Source organism: uncultured Dysgonomonas sp., assembly GCF_900079725.1.
Classification (GTDB): domain Bacteria; phylum Bacteroidota; class Bacteroidia; order Bacteroidales; family Dysgonomonadaceae; genus Dysgonomonas.
In genome coordinates this window covers 4,280,157-4,301,021 of the sequence record NZ_LT599032.1, presented here as the reverse complement: position 1 = coordinate 4,301,021, position 20,865 = coordinate 4,280,157, and the positions used below count along the sequence as shown (strand labels likewise).

Here is a 20,865-nt window from a genome sequence, read left to right as displayed (position 1 = left end):
TTCAATGAAAAAAATCAGAGCAGCAATTGTCGGATACGGAAATATCGGACAATATGTATTGGATGCGATATTATCATCGCCGGATTTCGAAGTGGCAGGTATTGTACGCCGCGACCCTAATAATGTTCCAGACGAACTGAAAAAATATCCTGTAGTAAAAACAGTAAAGGAACTGAAAGATGTAGAGGTGGCAATACTTTGTACACCTACACGCAGTGTCGAAGAATATGCAAAAGAATGTCTTACTGCCGGAATCAATACCGTGGACAGCTACGATATACATGGCGGGATCGTTGCTTTGCGCAAATCGCTGGATACAGTAGCCAAAGCTAACAACACCGTGTCTATCATTTCAGCGGGATGGGATCCGGGTACAGATTCTATGGTGCGTTCCATGTTTGAATTCATGGCGCCTAAAGGTATCACATATACAAATTTCGGTCCGGGTATGAGTATGGGACATACGGTTGCCGTGAAAGCCATAAAAGGAGTAAAAGCGGCATTGTCCATGACTATCCCTGTGGGTACGGGGATTCATCGTCGTATGGTTTATATAGAAGTGGAAGATGGACATAATTTTGCTGATGTAGCGGCAGCAATCAAAGCTGACGACTATTTTGCACATGACGAAACGCATGTAATGCAGGTAGAATGCGTGGATAACCTCAAGGATATGGGACATGGTGTGAATATGGTACGTAAAGGTGTTTCGGGAGATACACAGAATCAGCTTCTGGACTTCAACATGAAGATAAACAATCCAGCCCTTACGGCCCAGGTACTTGTGGCGTCGGCACGTGCTACCCTGAAACAAAAGCCGGGAGCGTACACTATGATCGAAGTGCCTATAATAGATTATATATATGGCGACAAAGAAGCCTTGATAAAGAAATTGGTGTAAAAAAATTAATTAAGAATTAAAAATGAAGAATTAAGAATAGGGTATTGCATGTTACAACACTTTCTATTCTTTGTTCTTCGTTCTTAATTCTTAATTCTTAATTCAAAAACATGATTTGTTTCCCCAACGCAAAAATAAATTTAGGTCTGAATATTGTATCTAAGCGGGCAGATGGATATCACAATCTGGAAACCATCTTTTACCCCATTGGTATAAAAGACGCTCTGGAGATAATAATCTGTGAAGAGCAACCTTCCGACACCTTTATTGAAGCCGGAATAAAAGTGGACTCTATTGCTGAAGACAATTTGGTAATGAAGGCCTTGAGGCTGATGCGGACGCAGTTTAAGTTTCCCCCGGTTGAGGTACACCTTTTAAAAAAGATACCTTTTGGCGCAGGACTTGGAGGGGGGTCGGCAGACGCCTCTTTCATGCTGAAACTTATAAACAGCACTTGCGGACTGAATATTTCCGACGAGGAACTGGCTGCATTAGCGGTACAACTGGGAGCCGACTGTCCTTTTTTTATCTACAACCGGCCCGTATTTGCAAGTGGGATAGGAGAAGTATTTGAAGATATCAATTTATCTCTCAAAGGATACTTTATGGTACTGATTAAGCCGGATATTCATGTGCCTACCAAGGATGCCTTTGCCGAAGTAAAGCCGAAACAGCCTCATATATCATTGAAGGAAATCATAAAACAGCCTGTTTCAGACTGGAAAGGGTTGATGGTAAATGATTTTGAAAAAAGTGTATTTGTCAAATATCCTGTAATTGGAGGTTTGAAAGAGGATTTATATAAGAAAGGGGCATTGTATGCATCCATGACAGGTTCGGGCTCTTCTGTTTTTGGAATTTTTAAGGAAGAGCAATCTGATATTCAAAACTCTTATCAGGACTGCATTGTGTGGCAGGGACCCGCATAATAGGGCTATATATGTAATTTCATTTCTGAAAATAAAATCGTACCTTTGATAGTTATTATCTATTCAAAAAGAATAGGGGCCTGACTGTATTTAATGAAATATTGTTTAGCTCTTACTGATTGAATATTTTATACATAAAATATTAACAAAAAGGTCTGCGACCTTAGTTTTCTCCGATGAAAAAATATATAATATATTCCCTTTCCGTCCTCATTTTGTGCTTTCTGGCATTTTTTTTACTTTCCAATAATAGTGGCGAAGAAGTACAATCGAAAGTACCCTATGTACTGTCGATGACTAAGTCCGTGGAAGTTCCCCATAAGGTAGAGTTTGCCGGAGAAGAGCTCATTCTGGACAGGTATGATCTGCATGAACGTTACGACCGTGAGATAAACGGGTTTACTTATCTACATTCTACAACTTTACTCCTGATAAAGAAAGCCAACCGCTATTTCCCCATTATAGAACCTATATTGAAGGAAAATGGTATTCCTGAAGATTTTAAATATCTCGCCGTAATAGAAAGTAGTCTCGACCACCGTGCGGTTTCGTCGGCCGGAGCGGCCGGATTGTGGCAATTTATGCCTAAAACTGCACCCAGCTACGGATTGGAAGTGTCGTCGGAAGTGGACGAACGATATTCGATAGAGAAATCGACAGAAGCTGCATGCCGTTACTTCAAAGAGGCTTATGCCAAATATGGAAGTTGGGCGAGCGTCGCTTTATCCTATAATGCAGGACAAGGGCGGATAAGTACCGAACTGGATAAGCAGCAGGCCGAAGATAGTCTCGACCTATGGTTGGTAAACGAAACTACCCGCTATTATTACCGTATGCTGGCAATTAAGCAAATATTCGAAGATCCGTCCAAATACGGGTTTGTCCTTACCGAAAACGACTTATACAAACCTATCGAGTTTACAAAAGTAGAAGTGACACAGTCTATCCCCGATTTGGCGAGCTTTGCCAAAGAAAAAGGACTTACTTATGCTCAGTTGAAAGATTTCAATTCATGGCTCAGAGATAGAAAACTAACTATTACTTCCAAAAGTCGTAGTTCATATACAATTCTTTTACCTACACAGGAATCGCTCTATTACAAAAAGGGTGAGAATATAAAAGTACACGATAAGGCCTGGATTTACAGAGACAGATAAGTGTTTAGTAAAGAACATTTTTATTTAATGGAAACAAATACACAGGAAGCAAAAGAAACGATAAGCGTGTATGGAGCACGCGTTCACAATCTCAAAAATATAGACGTAGAAATACCCCGCGATTCGCTTGTGGTCATCACAGGCCTTAGTGGTAGCGGAAAGTCGTCATTGGCATTCGATACTATCTTTGCCGAAGGACAAAGACGATATATTGAAACATTTTCGGCCTATGTCCGTAACTTTCTGGGTGGTATGGAGCGTCCCGATGTGGATAAGATAACAGGGCTTAGTCCGGTTATCTCTATCGAACAAAAAACAACTAACCGAAACCCCCGTTCTACGGTAGGTACAACCACCGAGATATATGACTTTCTCCGCTTGCTGTATGCGCGTGCGGGAGATGCTTATTCCTATCTTACCGGGGAGAAAATGGTAAAATATACAGAAGAGCAGATCTTGGAACTCATCATGGAGCGCTATATCGGGAAAAGGATATACCTGCTTGCCCCTGTAGTCCGTAACCGTAAAGGACATTATAAAGAGTTGTTCGAGCAAATCAGTAAGAAAGGTTACCTTACAGTGCGTGTCGATGGTGTGATACGGGAAATACTTCCCGGCATGCGTGTCGACAGGTACAAAATGCACAGTATCGAAGTCCTGATAGATAAACTGCAGGTATCCAATAAATTTGCAGACAACCTGAAAGCCAGTTTGCGCACGGCGATGAAACAGGGAGACGGACTTATAATGATTCAGGATGTGGAAACCGGGGACGTACGCCATTTCAGTCGTCAGTTGATGTGCCCTACTACAGGCCTGTCGTATAGCGAGCCTGCCCCACATACATTTTCGTTCAATTCACCGCACGGAGCATGTCCCCGCTGTAAAGGACTGGGCATAGTTAACCAGATAGATATGGGTAAAATCGTACCCAAACCCCAACTTAGTATTTATGCCGGTGGTATAGCCCCGCTTGGAAAATATAAGAATTCACTGTTCTTCTGGCAAATAGAAGCCATCTGCGAAAAGCATGGCGTCTCTATCAAAACCCCGATAAAGGATATACCACAAGAAGCGATGGATGATATCATGTTCGGTACCGATGAGCGTTTGCAGATTAAAAACGAATCGTTGGGAACATCGAATTATGTAGTGGCATTTGAGGGTGTAGCCAAATATATAGAGATGCAACAAGATAGTGATTCTTCGGCCTCGGCGCAGAAATGGGCGGAGCAGTTCATTAAAACCGATGTTTGTCCAGATTGCAACGGTCAACGCCTGAATAAAGAAGCACTTCACTACAAGATAAATGAAAAGAATATAGCCGAACTGGCAGAAATGGATATCCAACGGCTATATGAGTGGATACAGGATATGGATGTGCATATCTCGGAGCGTCAGCAGGTGATCGCTCAAGAGATTAAAAAGGAAATTGTATCCCGTCTTTCATTCCTACTCGATGTGGGACTGAATTACCTTTCACTCAACAGGGCCTCGGTAACGCTGTCCGGTGGCGAGAGTCAACGAATCAGGCTTGCCACACAGATAGGTTCCCAACTGGTGAATGTTCTTTATATACTCGATGAACCCAGTATCGGTTTGCATCAGCGGGATAACAACAGGCTCATAGATTCGTTGAAGAAATTACGTGATTCGGGCAATTCGGTCATTGTAGTAGAGCACGATAAAGATATTATGCTCGATGCCGATTATGTGGTCGATCTTGGTCCCTATGCAGGGCGTCGCGGAGGTAAGGTCGTGTTTGCGGGAACACCGAAAGAAATGCTTAGTGCAAGCACAATGACTGCCGATTACCTGAATGGTAGGCTCAAAATAGAGATACCGAAGAAAAGGCGAAAAGGTAACGGTAAGAAAATAACAATAAAAGGTGCGACCGGGCACAATCTGAAAGATGTATCAGTTACATTCCCCCTCAATACATTCATTTGTGTGACGGGAGTATCGGGTAGCGGCAAGTCGAGTCTTATAAACGGAACGCTGCAACCGATATTGAGCCAGCACCTATACAAGTCTTTAACCGATCCATTGCCATATAAGACATTAGACGGAATCGACAATGTGGATAAAGTTATCAGTGTAGACCAATCGCCTATCGGCCGTACACCGCGTTCCAATCCTGCGACCTATACTGGTGTATTTTCCGATATCCGTAATCTTTTTGTAGGACTTCCGGAGTCGAAAATCAGAGGATATAAACCCGGACGATTTTCATTTAATGTAAAAGGCGGGCGGTGTGAAGTCTGTGGAGGAAACGGCTATAAGACTATCGGTATGAATTTCCTTCCTGATGTTTATGTGCAATGCGAAGAATGTCACGGAAAACGCTACAATAGAGAAACGTTGGAAGTCCGCTTTAAAGGTAAGTCTATTGCTGATGTACTGGATATGACAATCAATATGGCTGTTGAGTTTTTCGAAAATGTCCCTATTATATTGCATAAAGTGAAAGTGTTGCAAGAGGTAGGTCTGGGATATCTCAAACTCGGTCAGCCTTCCACTACATTATCGGGTGGAGAATCGCAGCGTATAAAACTGGCATCCGAACTGGCCAGAATAGATACAGGGAATACTATATATATATTGGATGAACCTACAACAGGACTTCATTTCGAAGACATCAGAGTATTGCTCGGTGTATTAAATAAACTGGTAGACAGAGGCAATACAATCATTGTAATAGAACATAATCAGGATATTATAAAAAGTGCCGATTATATTATAGATATGGGGCCTGATGGGGGAATCGGAGGAGGTACAGTTGTTGCTGTGGGAAAACCGGAAGAGGTCATTAAAGAGAAAAATAGCTTTACGGCTGAATATCTAAGAGATGAGTTAAGTTAATTTATGAGAAAAGATAATTTTTTCAAAAAAATAGATATTATCTATTGCCAATGTGTAAAATTTACTATCTTTGTCGGGTGATAATAGAGAAACGGCAACTATAACATTTGAAGGTAGAAATGTAAAGAAAAATGAGGGCTTCCTCATGTCAATAAATAGACTTCACTTACTACTTTGAACGGGAGAATATCACATCCAACCTATAGTTTCCAATATCTGTTTTTGTCAGAAAAGAAATAAAATAAGAAGAATTGATGACATGTTACTATCTAGGCACACGTTATCTTTATCTTAAAAAGATATAATCGAACACAGAGTTGGTTCCTGAAATTACGAATGAACCAAATATCAGGCTGCAATCAGCTCTATTGTGTAGTTTTGTAAAGTTTGTGTTAAGGTTGGGAAGTCTGCGAAGGTGATTTCGCGGACTTTCTGTTTTTTATACGACCAACTTAACATTTAATTATTATAGAGTTGTTGAAAATACTTATATTATATAATTTCATAACTTACAACTTATTTTTACCTTTGTCCCCGAATTTAAAGGAAAAGAAATAAATTACTATGAGTCAGCTATCTTTATTGGAAAAACTTGATACTTTGGTTATGCGCTTCGAAGAAATAGGCAAGCTTATAACCGATCCCTCAGTTATTGCTGATATGAAGCGATATGTCAAGTTGAATAAAGAATATCGTGATTTGGAGAAAATAAGTATAGCCCGTAACGAGTATAAACAGTTGCTGACTACTGTAGAAGAAGCAAAAAATATCCTCGACTCAGAAAATGATGCTGAACTGCGGGAAATGGCCAGAGAAGAGCTCGATACGGCTAATGTACGTTTACCGGAACTGGAGGAGGAAATAAAACTCCTGTTAGTCCCTGCCGATCCCGAAGATAGCAAAAATGCGATTGTAGAAATACGTGGAGGTACAGGTGGAGACGAAGCTGCTATTTTTGCAGGTGATCTTTACCGTATGTATATCAAATACTGTGAACTCAAAGGGTGGAGAACAGAAATAACCAGCCTTACAGAAGGTACTTCGGGCGGATATAAAGAAGTAATATTCACTGTTACAGGTGAAGGTGTTTACGGAATATTGAAATACGAATCAGGCGTACATCGCGTACAGCGTGTACCCGCTACTGAGACACAAGGGCGAGTGCATACATCAGCTGCTACCGTTGCCGTACTACCCGAGGCAGAGGAAGTAGACGTGGAAATAAATCCGGCCGATATAGAGATGCAAACAGCCAGATCGAGCGGGGCTGGAGGTCAGAATGTAAATAAAGTGGAAACAAAAGTACAGCTGACACATAAGCCTTCAGGATTGGTTGTTGTCTGTCAGCAGGCCCGTTCCCAGTTAGCAAATAGAGAATTGGCAATGCAGATGTTGAGGACAAAACTGTATGATATAGAATTGTCCAAGTATCAGGCCGAAATAGCATCGAAACGCAAGACAATGGTATCTACGGGTGACCGGTCTGCCAAAATCAGGACTTACAACTATCCGCAGGGAAGAGTGACCGATCACCGTATCAATCTCACGCTCTATAACTTGTCGGGTGTGATGGATGGTGAAATACAACAAATAATAGACCAGTTGATTATAGCAGAGAATACTGAAAGATTAAAAGAGAGTGAACTATGACAAAGCAAGAATTATTTGAAAATATTAAAAAGAAAAAATCCTTTCTGTGTGTAGGACTGGATACTGACATAAAAAAGATACCTTCTCATCTTTTGGAAGAAGAAGATCCTATATATGCTTTTAACAAGGCGATTATAGATGCCACAGCCAAATATTGTGTGGCCTATAAACCTAATACTGCTTTTTATGAAAGCCTTGGAGTAAAAGGTATGATTGCTCTGGAGAAAACAATAGAATATATACGGATCAAGTATCCCGATCAGTTTATCATACTAGATGCCAAGCGGGGTGATATAGGTAATACATCTGAAATGTATGCCGTATCGGCATTCGAACACCTGAAAGCAAGTGCCGTAACAGTAGCGCCTTATATGGGAGAAGACAGTGTGAAACCATTTGTGAAATATCCGAAGAAATGGGTTATCCTATTGGCTCTAACCTCTAATAAGGGTTCTGCAGACTTCCAGTTAACGGAAGATAAAGCAGGGGAACGCTTATTTGAGAAAGTATTGAAGAAATCCCAGGAGTGGGCTACCGATGAACAACTGATGTATGTGGTAGGAGCTACGCAAGGTGAAATGTTTGCCGATATCCGGAAGATTGTGCCTGATCATTTTCTTTTAGTACCCGGAGTCGGTGCTCAGGGGGGTAGTCTGGCCGAAGTAGTGAAATATGGGATGAATTCGCAATGCGGACTATTGGTTAACTCATCACGTGCGATTATCTATGCTGATAATACACGCGAATTTGCTTTTGCTGCAACAGCGGAGGCTAAGAAAGTACAAGCAGAGATGGCCGGTTATTTAGAGAAAATTCTCTGATAAAGTTTATCTGAAAATATAAAGCCTCGCAAATATGTTTTGCGAGGCTTATTTTTTTTGTTAATGAGTTTTTGGGGATTATAGGTGTGCAGGATGGTATATTGTGTAAAAAAAATACGAAAACTGAACTTTTTGTTGTAAACTTGCGTTATCCTAAATATAAACTTTTAAAACAAAACAAAATGGGTAAATTTGAAATCAAGAAGAGAAAAAGCGGTGAATACCAATTTGATCTTAAGGCAGGTAACGGACAAGTAATACTTACAAGCGAAGGCTATACAACTAAAGAAAACTGTAAAAACGGGATTGAATCTGTAAAGAAAAACAGTCAGGTAGACGCCCGATTTGACAAGCTGGAGGCAAAGAACGGTAAGCCATATTTTAATCTGAAAGCAACAAACGGACAGATTATCGGCACAAGTGAAATGTATGAAACCGTAGCCAGTCGCGATAATGGTATCGCTTCAGTTAAGAAAAACGCTCCTGACGCAGAGGTGGTAGACCTGACGGTGGAAAAATAAAAGTTAGATACTTATTATATGTAAACGAAGATCCGATAAGGGGTCTTCGTTTTTTATTTCCTATCTTTAGAAATCTACGAATGTCGCTTTTTTACACAAAAACAACTGTAGCTTGTGACTATTTTTGTATATACTACTAACTATAAAATGAAAACTATGAAACTAAATGGTATCAGACTATTAGTAAAAGATTTTGACGAGTGCTTCAGGTTTTATTCCGAGAAGCTGGGACTGGAAGTAACATGGGGAGAAATAGGCGGACAGTATGCCAGCTTTAAAGTAAGCGATAGTGAAGGTCTCTCCATTTTTCCTTCCGACCTCATGGCTCCGGCTGTAGGTAATACAAACCTATTGTTACCGGAAAATAGCAGGGAGAAGATTGCCATAATTCTTGAAGTAGATGATGTGGATAAAACTTACAAAGAGCTTTTGTCGCGTGGTGTGAAGTTTATTAACGAACCGACCGATATGACAGGCTGGGGTTGTCGTACCGTACACTTGAGAGACACAGAGGGCAATTTGATAGAATTATATGCAAGCCTGCCTTTAGATAGATGGGATCAGGATTTGTTGGATGATATGAAGAAGTTCGAAAATTAGTTGCAGATTATAAGATGTAAAAATGAAAAGCGGGAATAGATAAGAATCTATATCCCGCTTTTCTCGTCGTGTTTTTATAGTATAATGTAATCTCGATTATTTTTATTCGTCTTCACTGTACGCGAATTCTCCATGTTGGGAGATATCCAGCCCCACAGCTTCTTCTTCTTTAGATACTCTAAGTCCGATTGTTTTATTAACAATGAAGAACAGGATGAATGTAAGTACTGCACTGTAAACAACTGATGCTCCGGTAGCGATTACCTGTATCCAGAGTTGGTTCCAGTCGCCATATAAAGCGCCCTGTACACCCTCTGCCCCGGTAATTGCCTGTGTGGCAAATACACCTGTAAGAATTGATCCAACAATACCGCCTACACCGTGTACACCGAATGCATCCAGAGAGTCGTCATATTTCAGTTTTGGTTTCACATAAGCAACCATGAAGAAGCACACAAGTGCAGAGATGCCACCTATGGCGAATGCCCCTAATACATCAGCTGTTCCTGCTGCCGGAGTTATTGCTACAAGTCCGGCTACTGCCCCTGTACAGAACCCTACAATAGTAGGTTTTTTGTACAAGAACCATTCCAGAGCCATCCATACCACTGCAGCCACACAGGTTGCAAGATGAGTTACAAGGAAAGCATTTGCGGCGAGTCCGTCAGCAGCGAGTCCGCTACCGGCATTGAATCCGAACCATCCTAACCATAGTAATGCTGTACCGATGAAAACGAATGGTATATTGTGAGGAGTAAATGGATGACCTATTGTTCTGTATCCTTTGCGACGTCCCAGCATGAGAGCCATAACCAAGGCTGAGATACCAGCATTGATGTGTACGACTGTACCTCCGGCAAAGTCAATGGCACCCATTTCCTGAAGCCATCCGCCTCCCCATACCCAGTGTGCCATAGGGTTGTATACTATGATAGACCAAAGGATGATGAATACAACATATCCCGAAAATTTGATTCTCTCGGCGAATGCTCCAATGATAAGCGCAGGGGTAATTACTGCAAACATACACTGAAACATTGCAAATAATATTTCAGGAATATTTCCGGCTGTAAGGGTGTCGAGCGTAAGGCTGCACAGGAATACTTTGTCCCATCCTCCGATTATTGCCCCTAAGGCGCTATCAGACTCCATAAAACTTGTACCGAATACCCAACTGTATCCGAATGCTATCCATAATATACTGATAACGCCTGTTATAAAGAGACATTGCATGATAATACTCAATACGTTCTTCTGACGTACCAGCCCTCCGTAAAACAGAGCCAGACCCGGCACAGTCATCATCATAACCAGTACGGTTGCTACTATTATCCATGCGGTATTGCCCGAGTCTAATGTCGCCGGGGCTTCTACCGGAGCCACTACTTCTTCTACCACAGTAGTAGTTATGGCTTGTAAAGAATCTACACCTGTAGCCAGTGAATCTTGTGCTATTGCGGCAGTGGGGAGAGCCAGCGAAGCGAACAGTAATATAGTTATATATTTAAATAATCTTCGTTTCATATTTTCTAATTTTTACCTTAACCTAATTTTATAACCAAATCTTTATTTATCTTGATCTTTGTCATACAACGACTCATCGCCGTGGTCTCCTGTACGTATGCGTATTGCCTGTTCGATACTGGAAACGAAGATGCGTCCGTCACCGCTTTCTCCCGTATATGCCGATTTTAGTATAGCGTCTATTGATTTTTCTACATTTATATTTCTCACCACGAATGAAATATATATACGGTCTATGGCATTTACATCATATGCTATCCCCCTGAATATTAATCCTTGACGGGCACTTCCCTGCCCCTTTACGTCCCACCACGATAAGAAGTCTATATCTGCTTCGTGCAATGCGGCGCGAACTTCATTAAATTTTGATTTGCGGATAATCGCTTCGATTTTTTTCATTTTAAATAATAATTATAGAGTGATTTTTACTTACCTGATGGATATTCCAAATACGAAATGAATGTCTTCTACAGCCGGATTAGCTATTATATTGGCAAATACCGGCAAGGAGAACGAATCGTTGATCTTGATGCTTTTGGATGCGCTTAATGCTATGGATGTAAATTTAAATCCGGAAGTTGGATATACAGAACTTTCCCAAGGGGTAAACCCTGCCGAAATACCCATATCTACACCTTTTACCGAGAACGGGTAAGCTAATTCGATATATGTGGAATAAGAATTGTCTCCATTCTCTTTTTTATTACCTTTACCCAGCAAGAATGTATTCCAGGTAAGACTTAACGGAAAGGCTTCAGGTAGGGTATATCCTAATGTAGCTTCCAGGTAATGTCCGTTGAAACCGTCGTTAGGGCTACTGAAATAACGGTTAGCACCTTCTCCGTCCCACCAGTAGTCGGTAACGGCGACCTTAAATCCGCTTTTTTCATAAGCAGCAGTAAAGTCAACTTCTTTTTTACCTTCACTGGCCAGGTCTGTAGAGCCCCATGCACTTAAGCTGAATCCGGCTAAACTGGCACTGATTCCGGGTTGTACACTTGCACCAGCCTGTTTAAAACCTCGCCATACATAGGAACTGACCAGATCTGCGCCAAGATCAACTTCAATTTCCGACTGGGCTTTTATTTGAACCGTCGATAATAAACCGAATAGAATGATGACTAAACAAACTTTTTTCCTTAAAGCTAAAATCTTCATAATCAAAAATATTTAAAGATGTTAAAAATGTACTTTAATTCTCTTTTTGATTAGAAAAATGGTATTGGAGTATTCTTTTTGATATTTATATTGGCAAAAGTATGTCAAAATATTTTAATTGACAAATTTAAAGGAATAAATTTTCGCAAAAAGATTTACAAAACTTCCAATATATGTTATAATGATTTTATTTTAAGCATATTCTATCCAATACAACATAAATACAACATTTGATTATCAAAAAGACACCTCTACCAAACACCCGTTATTTTATCCATATAGTGAAATCGCTACATTACATTAATTTGTTTTTGAGATAAAAACGGAGAATATAGAACCGCAACAGACCTGAATAGTATATAAAGGGTGTTACTATTATTACGTCTTGGAAAAGCGACAGATAACTTCGTCTTCTAACCCATTAAAGGCTAGTAGCCCTGCACAACATTTATTTTTATGAAAAATTTTATCTATACTATTTAAGCCGATAGCCTTCAGCTGTTAGCCGATAGTTCTTTGAAAAGATTGATTCGTAAATTTGTAGATTAGAAGATCAGTAAATGGATGAAAAGTGTAACATTTGTAACTTTTCGGGAAAATTGTTGGGGTGATTTGAAAATCGCCGGAGCAAAGTAAAGCCAATGACAAAGAGGGTAATAATTTGATAGCGCAATTTGGCTTTTGACACAGCCTCCTACAAAAGAATGCAAAAAGTGTTACTTTTGTTACCTTTTAACAAGTTATAAGTTGAAAAGCCGTATTTCAGTTTACCGTAAAGTCTCCTGTACAATGGCATGGGCTGACAGCCAGAAGCTATTTGCTAATAGCTGAAATATGTGTTACCTTTTTTTAATTACTTATATAAAAGAAAGATACAAAGCTGTTTGCCCATGTCCGGCAATTGCTTAGTCCATTGCTTTACAGGTAACGTCCTGATATACTCATCTTCGCAGGTAATATTCATTGCTATACAAAGCTTTGTTGACGGCGTACAGTGTTTGATGATGTCCTCCACCAGCTTTTGGTTCCGATAGGGTGTTTCTATGAATATCTGTGTCTGATGGTCGTGTTGGATAAAGTGTTCAAGTTGTTTAAGTTTCTTGATACGTTCAGTGCCTTCGACCGGCAGATATCCCTGAAAAGCAAAACTCTGGCCGTTGAATCCCGAAGCCATTAGCGACAAAAGGATAGACGACGGACCAACCAACGGCACCACTTTATAGCCTTTTCGTTGAGCAATGGCAACGATATCACTCCCTGGATCGGCTACAGCAGGACAACCGGCTTCGGATATGATGCCGATATGGAAACCTTTGGTTATTGGTTGCAGGTAATTATCGATATGCTCGGGTTTGGTATGCTTGTTCAATTCATAGAAGGTGAGTTCGTCTATATTGATATCACTGTCAACTTTTTTTAGAAAGCGGCGTGCTGAACGGATATTCTCAACAATGAAATATTTTATTTGCAGTATTATTTCCTTGTTGTGTGTAGGCAATACCTGTTCTATGTTGGTTTCTCCCAATGTGACGGGAATGAGATATAATGATGGTTGCATGCTTATTATTTTAATTTATAGAGATAATACCTGCCGCCTGCGTCGCCGATGGTAGCTACTACTTCGTAGTTCTCATGCAAGGCAGGAAGCTGATTGAAATATGAAAAATTAAGAGCAATTTCGGCAAGGATAATAAACTGTACCTTCCGTTGCTCTATATATTTTGTTTGTTCGTCCCGCATCACAGGATAGATATCGTATTCGAGGTTGGGGGATATGAAATACTTTACATTGGGGATAACATTGGCTTGTGTAAAGACTGAGTTGCCAAGATCGAGTCCCAGATTCATAAGAGTCGGGTTCTTTTCCTGTTCTACTATTTGTGAGAACTTGGATATATCAAAGCTGTTTTCTTTTTTACCGGAAAGCTCGCTGAAATCCATGCCGAAGAATTTACGCTGCTGGATACCCATATACAGCGCAAGGATGATGAAAAGGGCGTAATACTTCCATGACGAAGAAGGTACTTTTATATAGTGACAAATAACGATGCATCCTAGAAGGATAAAGGCATATAAAGGGACAGAGTAATAGTCGATATAGTAAGACGAAATGAAAATCGCTGTATATGTAGCTGCGAAAGACAGGATAATAGCCGCTTTACCCAAACGGTTTTCAATATATCTCAATGGGAACCAAATGGCACCTATGAGAATAATAATGAACTCAAAATTACCATATCGTACCTGTTGATAAAGATAAGAAAACAGTCTTTCTAATATTTCGCCTATGCTTCCGGGATTCGAGTAGCTTTTGTTCAGAACTATATAGGTATCCCACGCATCTTGCAAAGCGCTGTTGAAGATAAAGTAAAGAAGGATAGGTAAGGCAATGATGGATAGTCCGAGCAGAAACGCGATGGCGTTTTCCAGCAGGTTGCGATATTTCTTTTGCAGTATTATATTGATGAATATGGACAGTACAGGAAAAATCCAGAATGCAATCAGGTTGATCTTGATAAAGAGGGTCATCGCGCACAACAGGCCGTGTGTAAGCATATGCACAGGCTTATGATCTGCCACTGATTTATCTTTGAAGTATAGGATAAAAAGATAAAGGCTTATAACTTCAAATACGGTAATAAATTCATCGGCCGAACCTCCGTTCAATGTATGTGAGAGCATCAGAGCAGGGAGAAGCATGGCCGCAAAGAGAGCATATATTTTATCCAGATACAGTTTTGCTGTAAGATATGCGGTAGATACCATCAGTATCCACAGCAGGCACTGGATGAAGTACATTCCCAGAAAAGAAGTGTTTGAGAGCAAATATCCGATTCCGTAGACAAAGAAGATGAGCGGGCCTTTGTGGTCGAACACATCCACATAAGGCACTTGCCCGTGAAATATGGCCTTCCCTATATTGAAGTACAGATTTACATCTGCCCATTCGTTGATAGGATAAAGAGGGGACATCTTTGAACAGAAGAACAGGAGGAGAATGGCATACAGAATCAGTATGACGAAGTTCCTCTTATCTTCTTGTATTTGTTTCTTTATCATTTGTGTTTGGTTTAGTCTTTTCGTTTGTATAGGAAATAGGTGGACTTACCATTTTCTTCATAGGTGTTTACAAGCGTGTAATTCTCCTGAAGAACAGGCAAAGACGTATAGTAATCGTAACTGAACGAAGCCCCCGACAATATGATGAACTGTACTTTCTTCTCTTCTATGTATCTTGTCTGTTCGTCCCTCATTTCGGGATAGATATTGTAAGGCAGATTGGGGGAGATAAAGTATTTTACAGTCGGCATTATATTGGCTTTGGTAAAGATGCCCGTTGTGGCATCAAGCCCCATGCACATGAGTGTAGGATTCTTTTCCTTCGATATTACGTTGTAAAACTTATAGAAAACGCCACTGGTTTCTTCCTGTTGTCTGAATATGATTTCTTTGGGTTTTCCGAAAAAGTCTTTAGTCATGATTCCGCATGCAAGGGCAACAAGAGTAAAAAGCAGATAGGAATACCATCGTTCCGGTATCTTAATATACTTGCGTAATATATCGAGGATGGCGATTACACCTGTTATACAGAAAATATAGTAAGGAATGGAGTAATAGAAAACATAATTGGCAGGCATGAATATGACTGTGTACAACGATGCGAATGAGAGTATAATTCCTATTTTGCCCCAATTATTTCCCAGATACCTGAATGGGAAGTATATAGCTCCTATAAGTATGATTACGAATTCGTAATTATCATATTTCAGACGTTGGTAGAAGCGGACAATCAGGTTCTCCATGATGCGGGAGAAGTCGCCGAGTTGCGCATATGTCCTGTTCAATGTAATGTAAGTATCCCATGCATAGGAGAGCGCTCCGTTTATGAGGAAGTAGACTACTATAGGTAAAGTTACTATCACTACTCCGGCTATGAATGCGGCTATATTCCTGACAAGATTCTTATATTCTTTCTTTAGCAGTATATTGATAAAAACGGCTAGCAGGGGGAAAATCCAGAAGACAACCAGATTGAGCTTGATAAACAATACAACGGTACACATGATGCCATGCACAAGCATATGTGACGGTCGATGCAACGCAGCATCTTTATCCTTAAAGTACCGGATGAACAGATAGAAACTGATAGCGATAAACAATGTTATGAATTCTTCGGCCGAACCTCCTTCCGAAGAATGGGAGAGCATCAAGACAGGGAAAAACAGTGCGGTGATGAAGGCATATATCTTATCGAGGTATAACCGTCCTATGAGGTAGGCGGCAAATATCATGCCCACCCATGCAAGGGATTCGATGAAGTACATGCCTATGAAAGAGTCTTCGGAGAAAAGCGAGCCGATGCCATAGATAACGAAGATAAGCGGGCCTTTGTGGTCGAAGATATCGGTATATAGCGTTTGCCCGTGAAACATCGCTTTACCTATATTGAAATAGAGATTTATATCCGACCAGTCATTGAACGGATACAATGGCGACATCAGCGAGCAGAAAAAGACAAGAAGGAAAGCGTATATGAATAGAACAATAAATATGTTCCTGTCATCAGATATCGTTTTCTTTATCATTAGTATATAAATTGAAATCAGAGGCAAAAATAGGAAAAATATTACTGACAGTGAATTGTTTTGCTCATTCATTAGATATTATTTGGATCGTCAGTGAATGAATGTGTAGTTATTTTATACTGTGTCCAAATAAAGATTGCCTGTGTCCCATTTTGGCAAAACTATTAAAATAAGTCATTAATCTTTATTGATTATCTAGATAGAAAGGTTATAATAAATATGAACTCCAAAAAATAAAAGCACAGTGAATAGTGCCAGAATCAGTCCTTTGGGCTTTTTATAAATAAGAAAGATCAGGAAACCTATGATTAAAGTATATATTAGAATCATATCTGTAAATGATATTTCTATACCATCAATCAAAGCAAATGGTAAATCTTCTAAGAAACGGATAATACTTGCCATCAACCATACTAAAAACTGTAATATTTTGACAGGTAAGTAGTAAAAACAAGCTGTTAAATCCGGCATTATCAGACTCAGCAGCTTAGCTAGTCCAATGCCACCCACAGTATAAATTATCAATGTAACCAATGGTACAATCAGCAAATTGGCAATAAAGAAATAAGTGGGAAATGTGCCGAAGTAATACAGGCAAAGAGGAAATGTCGCTAATTGTGCTACGATAGACAAGGTAAACATTTGCCAAATATTCCGTAAATATTTATTCTCGACCTTCAAAAGGCCTGATACTTTAGGTAATAGATACAATATGGAAAATACAGACATAAAACTCAATTGAAAGCCTATATCAAATAATGAAAAAGGGCTAACCAACAGAATGAAGAATCCTGCTATATATAGAGCATGCAAGGAGAAGCTTTTCCGACCGAAAATCTCTGAAGCACAGAATACCGTGAGCATTGCACTTGCCCTTATCACTGAAGGCGGCAAACCGGTAATAAAAGCATATATCCATAGTAGAATAATAATCAATAAAGGTTTCAGCCAATAATACTTCGTGCTTTTGCGGATAAATCCGAGTAGAAAACTAATCATCAGATAGATAATACCCACGTGGAGTCCGCTGACCGAAAGGACATGTACCGTACCCGTAATCCTGAATCCCTGCTTAATATCGTCTGTCAGATCGTTCTGATAGCCCAGAGTCAGCGCAGAAAGAATACTGTATTCCGTACCATTGAATCCTAATGATTTATAGAAATCCATTATATATTGACGGCAGCGTAATGCTGTATATTTCAGAGAGGGTGATATCTCACCCGTAGTTTGCCATAAATCGTTTGAAACATAGGCAGAGCCCACAAACCCCTGATTGTACATATAGCGTGCATAATCGAAATCCCCGATGTTCTGAAATGGTTGTATCTTTCCCCGAAAAGAAAAGATATCTCCGGGTTGCAGCCTGTTGTTATCCAATGTATCTCTCTGAAAATAACAAACGATCAGTTTATCTTCATCGGGCAGATATACCCTGTATGCAGTGGTCTTTTTCTTCTCCTGTGGCGTATCGGTAACTATACCGGCATACATCTGTACCTTGTTTGAATATGTAAATTCAGAATACTGCTGTCGCAAGGATGTAGATGCAATGCCTACGCTTATAAGGAATAAAACGATACCCATACCGAATAGCCAACGCCAGCGGAATTGCTTATCCTCCGGTATCAGATATGAAAAAAGCATAGCCATCAGTCCTGTCAGGGAGAAAACTATGCCTGAATATTCTATCTTTAAATAATATTGTAATAAAATTCCACCTATAAGCGGAATAAGAAAAAACAGGAATGGTATTTTGGAAAACGGATTCTTCATTCCCGCCGGTCATAATAAGGTCAGAGACCTATTTAGTTATCATTTAATACTTTTCAGTTTATGTATCATTTCCACAGGATCGGCATCTGCGAATACAGCATTACCTGCCACGAGCACATCGGCTCCGGCATCCACTAGTTGCTTTCCTGTCTGCAAGTTCACCCCGCCATCAACCTCGATCAAAGTCTGCAAATTTCTTTTTAATATCATATTTTTCAAACGGGACACTTTAGAGAGGGAATGCTCTATGAATTTTTGCCCACCGAATCCCGGATTCACTGTCATAAGAAGAACCATATCCACATCCTGTAATATATCTTCCAACAACGAAACAGGCGTATGCGGATTCAATGTCACTCCGGCTTTCATCCCTGCTTCGTGTATAGCTGCAACCGTGCGGTGCAGATGGGTGCAAGCCTCGTAATGCACATTCATCATATATGCCCCGGCCTCTTTTACCTGCGATATGTACTTATCGGGATTGACGATCATCAGGTGAACATCCAGCGGTTTCTTTGCAATTGTACTGATCTGCTTTATTATCGGAAAGCCGAACGAGATATTAGGTACAAAACTCCCATCCATTACATCGCAATGAAACCAATCGGCTTCGCTCTTATTTATCATCTCCACATCTGCCTGGAGATTCAGGAAATTTGCAGAAAGAAGAGAAGGCGCTATCTTGTGTGACATGTCTACGAATTATAAGTTATAAATATTATGAGTGTAAATATAGTAAAAAAAGGGACGGGATGATATAGGAAAGTCCGAATTTGAGCTTCTGCATATTTTAAAAATCTCAATAAAAAAAGCACAGGCTATGATAACCTGTACTCTATTTTCTTTTTTATTTACTCTTAATTTATACAAAGTCCGCTTATAGTATCCGGTAAGGATTTATCTACATAATGCGTGCGCGCAAATTGTTTAAGAAAGTCTAGTGTTTTTTCGGAAGGTGCGACAACCTTCTCTTCATTTTTATCAAAATGTTGACATTGTTCAGGTGTAAAGATTTTCTTCATAGGCGATTTCCGTTTTTTTAGAGTTATACTAATGAAACGCCTGTATAAAAGTCTTATTGCCTACAATCTCATTTTTAACATTTTACCGGATCAACTCATCCTGTTTTTGTAGTCCTCATAATCGAACTCACGATAAATTTCCAGCTGGTTATACTTGTTCCAAAGCGCGATAGCAGGATGCGAGATACCGTTAAACATAGTTGTTTTCACAGTAGTATAATGTATCATATCCTCAAAGATAATCCTGTCGCCAATCAAAAGCGGTTCATCGAACGACCACTCCCCTATAAAATCGCCGCTGAGACAGCTGCTTCCTCCCATCCGGTAAGTAGGCAGACCTTTTACCGGCTCATGGTATGCTCCCCTGATATACGGTTTATAAGGCATCTCGAGGCAATCAGGCATGTGGCAGGCAAAAGACACGTCGAGTATGGCCGTTTTTATTCCGCCATTATCCACAATATCCACCACCGTAGAGACTAATACCCCTGTCTGCCAGGCAAAAGCGCTTCCCGGCTCCATCGTAATTTCGAGGTTCGGATATTTTGCTTTAAACGATAGTAGCAAATTTATGAGGTGCTCCACATCGTAGTCTTCACGGGTCATCAGATGCCCTCCGCCCATATTCAGCCATTTCACTTTTGGCAGGAAGTGTCCGAATTTCTTTTCTACCTGTTCCAGTGTCTTCTCTAAATCATATGAAGAAGATTCACACAGCGTATGAAAATGCAGGCCTTCTACTCCTTCGGGTAATTCATCGCCGAAATAACCGCAAGGAACACCGAGGCGAGAACCCGGGGTTGCCGGATTGTACAGGTCGGTTTCCACAACTGAATATTCAGGATTGATGCGGATACCACACGATACTTTCTTCCTGTGTTTCAGAGTCTCAGGATAAAAGCGTTCGTATTGAGACAAGGAATTGAACGTAATGTGACTGCTATATCGCATAAATATAGGAAAGTTATCCGGGGTATAGGCCGGAGAGAATGTATGCGCAAGGCTTCCCATCTCCTCATAAGCCAACTGTGCTTCAAACACCGAACTGGCCGTTGAATAGGGGATATATTCGCGGATAATGGGGAAAGATTTCCACATGGCAAATGCTTTGAATGCCAGTATTATATTTACTCCCGCGCGATCTTTTACCGATTTGATAAGTGAAAGATTCTTTCTGAGCAATTCTTCTTCCATAACAAAGCATGGAGAGGGTACTTTATGTATTTCTATCATGTAATTATTGATCTATATTTTTTCGCTTGCAAAGGTCGCTATTTTTATTGAATAGTAAATGGGGGTGATTCGGAAAATTAGGGCAAACGCATCAAATCTTTATAGTGCGTTTTTGACATTTGTAG

The 20,865-nt window shown here is 40.2% G+C and carries 18 protein-coding genes; 8 read left to right on the top strand and 10 right to left on the bottom strand.

The window, feature by feature from the left end:
• Positions 1–4: 4 nt before the first annotated feature.
• The 8 genes from QZL88_RS17690 (at position 5) to QZL88_RS17655 (ending at position 9,441) form a co-directional block, all read left to right on the top strand.
• The gene (locus QZL88_RS17690) at positions 5–901 is read left to right on the top strand and encodes a diaminopimelate dehydrogenase (protein ID WP_296943358.1); all 897 of its coding nucleotides are present in this window, start codon (positions 5–7) and stop codon (positions 899–901) included.
• A gap of 110 nt (positions 902–1,011) precedes the next feature.
• The gene (gene ispE, locus QZL88_RS17685; protein WP_296943357.1) at positions 1,012–1,830 is read left to right on the top strand and encodes a 4-(cytidine 5'-diphospho)-2-C-methyl-D-erythritol kinase; all 819 of its coding nucleotides are present in this window, start codon (positions 1,012–1,014) and stop codon (positions 1,828–1,830) included.
• Between the two features lie 176 nt (positions 1,831–2,006).
• Positions 2,007–2,987, top strand: coding sequence for a lytic transglycosylase domain-containing protein (locus QZL88_RS17680; RefSeq protein WP_296943355.1), 981 nt, complete (start codon positions 2,007–2,009; stop codon positions 2,985–2,987).
• 27 nt (positions 2,988–3,014) lie between these two features.
• Entirely contained in the window at positions 3,015–5,849 is a 2,835-nt protein-coding gene (gene uvrA / locus QZL88_RS17675; RefSeq protein ID WP_296943353.1) for an excinuclease ABC subunit UvrA, read from the top strand.
• 564 nt (positions 5,850–6,413) lie between these two features.
• Positions 6,414–7,499: a peptide chain release factor 1 gene (gene prfA / locus QZL88_RS17670; RefSeq protein ID WP_296943349.1), complete on the top strand. Its 1,086-nt coding sequence runs from the start codon at positions 6,414–6,416 to the stop codon at positions 7,497–7,499.
• Entirely contained in the window at positions 7,496–8,320 is an 825-nt protein-coding gene (gene pyrF / locus QZL88_RS17665) for an orotidine-5'-phosphate decarboxylase (protein WP_296943345.1), read from the top strand. Before prfA ends, pyrF begins: the two co-directional genes overlap by 4 nt.
• A gap of 182 nt (positions 8,321–8,502) precedes the next feature.
• The gene (locus tag QZL88_RS17660; RefSeq protein ID WP_296943342.1) at positions 8,503–8,841 is read left to right on the top strand and encodes a YegP family protein; all 339 of its coding nucleotides are present in this window, start codon (positions 8,503–8,505) and stop codon (positions 8,839–8,841) included.
• Positions 8,842–8,997: 156 nt separating this feature from the next.
• Complete coding sequence (locus QZL88_RS17655) at positions 8,998–9,441, top strand: VOC family protein (RefSeq protein ID WP_296943339.1); 444 nt, start codon at positions 8,998–9,000, stop codon at positions 9,439–9,441.
• Positions 9,442–9,543: 102 nt separating this feature from the next.
• On the opposite strand, the gene QZL88_RS17650 is transcribed toward QZL88_RS17655, so the two are convergent.
• From QZL88_RS17650 to nspC, 10 genes are all read right to left on the bottom strand, one after another.
• Complete coding sequence (locus QZL88_RS17650) at positions 9,544–10,965, bottom strand: ammonium transporter (RefSeq protein ID WP_296943336.1); 1,422 nt, start codon at positions 10,963–10,965, stop codon at positions 9,544–9,546.
• 42 nt (positions 10,966–11,007) lie between these two features.
• On the bottom strand, positions 11,008–11,364 hold the full coding sequence (locus QZL88_RS17645) for a P-II family nitrogen regulator (RefSeq protein WP_296943333.1): 357 nt from the start codon (positions 11,362–11,364) through the stop codon (positions 11,008–11,010).
• Between the two features lie 30 nt (positions 11,365–11,394).
• Positions 11,395–12,123, bottom strand: a complete 729-nt coding sequence (locus tag QZL88_RS17640) for a TorF family putative porin (protein ID WP_296943330.1) — start codon at positions 12,121–12,123, stop codon at positions 11,395–11,397.
• Between the two features lie 853 nt (positions 12,124–12,976).
• Positions 12,977–13,681 carry an SAM-dependent methyltransferase gene (locus tag QZL88_RS17635; protein ID WP_296943327.1) on the bottom strand — a complete coding sequence of 235 codons (705 nt, stop codon included), beginning with the start codon at positions 13,679–13,681 and terminating at the stop codon, positions 12,977–12,979.
• Positions 13,682–13,686: 5 nt separating this feature from the next.
• A complete protein-coding gene (locus QZL88_RS17630; protein WP_296943324.1) occupies positions 13,687–15,183 on the bottom strand; it encodes a glycosyltransferase family 39 protein in 1,497 nt (498 codons plus the stop codon).
• Positions 15,184–15,194: 11 nt separating this feature from the next.
• Positions 15,195–16,709: a phospholipid carrier-dependent glycosyltransferase gene (locus QZL88_RS17625; RefSeq protein WP_296943321.1), complete on the bottom strand. Its 1,515-nt coding sequence runs from the start codon at positions 16,707–16,709 to the stop codon at positions 15,195–15,197.
• A 195-nt stretch (positions 16,710–16,904) separates the two neighbouring features.
• Positions 16,905–18,485, bottom strand: a complete 1,581-nt coding sequence (locus tag QZL88_RS17620) for a ComEC/Rec2 family competence protein (protein WP_296943317.1) — start codon at positions 18,483–18,485, stop codon at positions 16,905–16,907.
• A gap of 39 nt (positions 18,486–18,524) precedes the next feature.
• The gene (gene rpe / locus QZL88_RS17615) at positions 18,525–19,178 is read right to left on the bottom strand and encodes a ribulose-phosphate 3-epimerase (protein WP_296943315.1); all 654 of its coding nucleotides are present in this window, start codon (positions 19,176–19,178) and stop codon (positions 18,525–18,527) included.
• A 164-nt stretch (positions 19,179–19,342) separates the two neighbouring features.
• On the bottom strand, positions 19,343–19,507 hold the full coding sequence (locus QZL88_RS17610; RefSeq protein ID WP_296943312.1) for a hypothetical protein: 165 nt from the start codon (positions 19,505–19,507) through the stop codon (positions 19,343–19,345).
• A gap of 90 nt (positions 19,508–19,597) precedes the next feature.
• The gene (gene nspC / locus QZL88_RS17605) at positions 19,598–20,740 is read right to left on the bottom strand and encodes a carboxynorspermidine decarboxylase (protein WP_296943310.1); all 1,143 of its coding nucleotides are present in this window, start codon (positions 20,738–20,740) and stop codon (positions 19,598–19,600) included.
• Between the last annotated feature and the right edge of the window lie 125 nt (positions 20,741–20,865).